The organism is Actinomycetota bacterium (assembly GCA_036280995.1).
Classification (GTDB): Bacteria; Actinomycetota; CALGFH01; order CALGFH01; family CALGFH01; genus CALGFH01.
This window is the reverse complement of sequence record DASUPQ010000609.1, coordinates 1-3,161: the sequence shown is the minus strand read 5'-3', so window position 1 is coordinate 3,161 and position 3,161 is coordinate 1. Positions and strand designations below refer to the sequence as shown.

Below are 3,161 nucleotides of genomic sequence, written 5' to 3'. Positions count from 1 at the left end.
CACGCCGCGAAGCCATGGGGATGACGTAAGCGGCGCGCGATCTCACCCTGCCGGGTGACGGACACCCCGCTTCACCTCGCGTGGACCTCCGCCGGCTGATTGGCGGAGGTCCACGCCCTTCTTCTCCCGCGCTGGCCGTCCCCGTTCCCGGGTCCTGAGCCCCACCCAGGACTGAAGCATCGCCGGGCGCGGCCCGGCCAGGCGGCGGACGACCCGGGAACCGCAGCCGCCGCTGGTGCAGCGGCGCCACCTGCGGCAACCGGACCAGGCTGCACCGGCATCACGCCCGTTCGGGATCGGCTTCCGCCTGATCGGGCGACACGGCAACGGCGCGACGATATCCTGGACCAGGGCAGGCACGGTCTGCCGCGCGCGCCCACTGGGGGTGGGACGTGAGCCAGGGCACGGTTCGACGCCTCGACGACACCGACCGCGAGCGCGGGACCCCGCACCGGGGCTGGCTGCTGCGGCGGCCGACGTTCGGCGGCCTGGCCGTCGCGCTGGTCTTCTGGTGGTGGTCGCTGCAGCCCAGCATGCTGCCCCGGACCCCGTCCGCCCAGGGGGCGGTGAGCGGGCTGTCGGCGGCCGTCGGGTACCTGCTGGGGACGCTGGCCGGCTACGGCGTGGCGGCGCTGCTCCGCCGGCTGGGGCGCGAGCCGACCCGGCGGGCCGGGCGCGTGGCCTGGCTCGCCCTTGGCGTGGTCGCCGTCGTCGTGGTCGCCGCCGGGCTCGGGCAGTGGACGGGATGGCAGAACCAGCAGCGCGACCTGGTGGACATGGAGCACCTGTCGCCGTCGGTGGTGGCGCCGATGGCCGGGGTGACGCTGGCCGTGTTCGTGGTGCTGTTCCTGCTCGGCCGGCTGGTCGGGCACGGGATCGTGGCGTTCGACCGGCTGCTGGCGCGCCGGCTGCCCCGCCTGGTGGCCCACGCGGTCACCGCGGCGGTGTTCGTGGCCGCTGGGGTGTTCGTGACCCGTGACGTCGTCGCCGACGGGTTCCTCGACTGGGCCAACCGCCGCTTCGCGGCCTTCGACACCACCACCGCCGCCGGGGTCGTGGCCCCGACCACGCCCGCCGCCTCGGGCAGCCCGGCGTCGCTGGCGCCGTGGGCGACGCTCGGCGAGTACGGCCGCAGCTTCGTCGCCGGGGGGACCACCCTGGCCGAGCTGCGCGCCTTCCACGGACCGGAGGCCGAGGTGCGGGAGCCGATCCGGGTCTACGCCGGGTTGCGGTCGGCCGGCTCGGCCGACGAGCGGGCCGCGCTCGCGGTCCGGGAGCTGGAGCGGACCGGCGCCTTCGAGCGGGAGGTCCTGGTCGTGGTCACCGCCACCGGCACCGGCTGGATCGACCCCGACGCCGCCGACTCGATCGAGTACCTGCACGGCGGCGACACCGCCCTGGCCGGCCTGCAGTACTCCTACCTGCCCAGCTGGATCTCGTTCCTGGTCGACCGGGACGAGGCGGCCGAGGCCGGGACCGCCCTGTACCAGCGCGTCCACCGCCGCTGGTCCCAGCTCCCGGCCGAGCGCCGCCCCCGGCTGATCGTCTTCGGCGAGAGCCTCGGCTCCTTCGGCGCCGAGGCGGCGTTCCGGGGCGGCGACGCCGCGGCGTCGCTCGGCAGACTGGTCGCCGGGTCGGACGGCGCCCTGTTCACCGGGCCGACCGCGTCCAACCACATCTGGGACCAGCTCACCGACGCCCGGGAGCCGGGCTCTCCCGTGTGGAAGCCGGTCTTCGGCAACGGCACCGCCGTCCAGTTCGCCAACCAGCCCACCGACCTGGAGCGCCCCGACCCGGCGTGGCGTCAGCCCCGCGTCCTCTACGTGCACCACCCGTCAGACCCGGTCGGCAACGCGACCCTGGAGGCGCTCTGGCGGCGCCCGGAATGGACCGAACGGCCCAAGGGCTACGACGTCCCCGCCCGGGCCGGCTGGTTCCCGATCGTCACCGGCCTCCAGCAGGTGGCCGACCTGATCGCCGGCTTCAGCGCCCCCTCCGGCTACGGCCACAACTACGGCATCGACTTCGCCGCCGGCTGGGCCGCCGTCGCACCCCCCGACGGATGGACCACGGCTGACACCGTCCGCCTCCAGCGCCACCTCCCGGACGGGTAGGCCCGGCCGGCGGGCGCTCAGCCGGTCCTGGCCGACAGCTCCCGGACGAGCCGCAGGCCGAGGCGGTCGACCGAGCGGGCGGCGTTGCTGAGCACGACCACGGCGATGCCGCGGTCGCGGGCGACGGCGGCGAAGCTGCGGAAGCCGTTGGTCCCGCCGTTGTGCCACAGCAGCGGTCCGGCGGGTCCGGGGGAGCGGACGATCAGCCAGCCGAGCCCTACCTGCATCCTCCTGCCCATCCGCTGCCGGGGCTGCTGGATGCGTTCGAGCGGGGCCGCCAGCGGGGTGCCGGCCGGGTCGAGGTTGGCCTTCAGGAACCGCAGCATGTCGGCGGCCGTTGAGCGCAGCGCCCCGGCGCCGGGCAGCGCCGGGAGCTCGAACGGCGGCACCGGCCGCCCCCGTCTCGTGTGGCCGACGGCCATCCGGGCGGCCTGCCCAGCGGAGGGGACGACGACGGTGTCGGGCATGCCGAGAGGCAGGCAGATCCGCTCCCGGACCAGCCGCTCGTACGGCTGCCCGGCGGCCCGCTCGAGCGCCTGCCCGAGCAGCCCGGCGCCGAGGTTGGAGTATCGGGCCCGTTGGCCCGGCCGCCGCCGCAGCCGGGTCCGGGCCAGCCCCTCGTGGACGTCCTCGGCCGACAGGCTCGCGAACGGGTTGCGGCGGTCCCGCAGCCAGCCGCGCAGCGTCCCCCTGGGGTTGCGCCCCAGTCCCGCGGCATGGCTGGAGAGGTCGCCGAGGGTCATCTCCCAGCCCTCGGGCACCGGCAGGTACCTCGCCACCGGTTCTTCCAGGCCGACGACGCCGTGGGCGGCCAGGTCGGCCAGCAGCAGCCCGGTGAACACCTTGGTGATGGACCCGATCTCGAAGATGGTGCCTGGGCCGGGGGTGGCGGGGCCGGTGTGGCCGTAGCCGGCGACCTGTTCCTCGCCGCCGGCCCGGTAGCCGACGACCAGCCCGGCCCGCCGCCCGGACCGCATCGCCGGCCCGGCCAGGTCATCGATGAGCTCCAGCTCCATGTCCTCCTCGGCGTGGTGGCCAGATCGGGTC

2 protein-coding genes are annotated in these 3,161 nt (G+C 75.7%); one reads left to right on the top strand and one right to left on the bottom strand.

Going from position 1 to position 3,161, the window contains the following annotated elements:
• The first annotated feature begins 392 nt into the window (after positions 1–392).
• The gene (locus tag VF468_20585) at positions 393–2,114 is read left to right on the top strand and encodes an alpha/beta-hydrolase family protein (protein ID HEX5880688.1); all 1,722 of its coding nucleotides are present in this window, start codon (positions 393–395) and stop codon (positions 2,112–2,114) included.
• A gap of 17 nt (positions 2,115–2,131) precedes the next feature.
• Here the strand turns inward: VF468_20585 and VF468_20580 are convergent.
• Positions 2,132–3,161 (bottom strand): serine hydrolase domain-containing protein (locus tag VF468_20580; protein ID HEX5880687.1); only part of this gene is annotated, 1,030 nt, incomplete at its 5' end.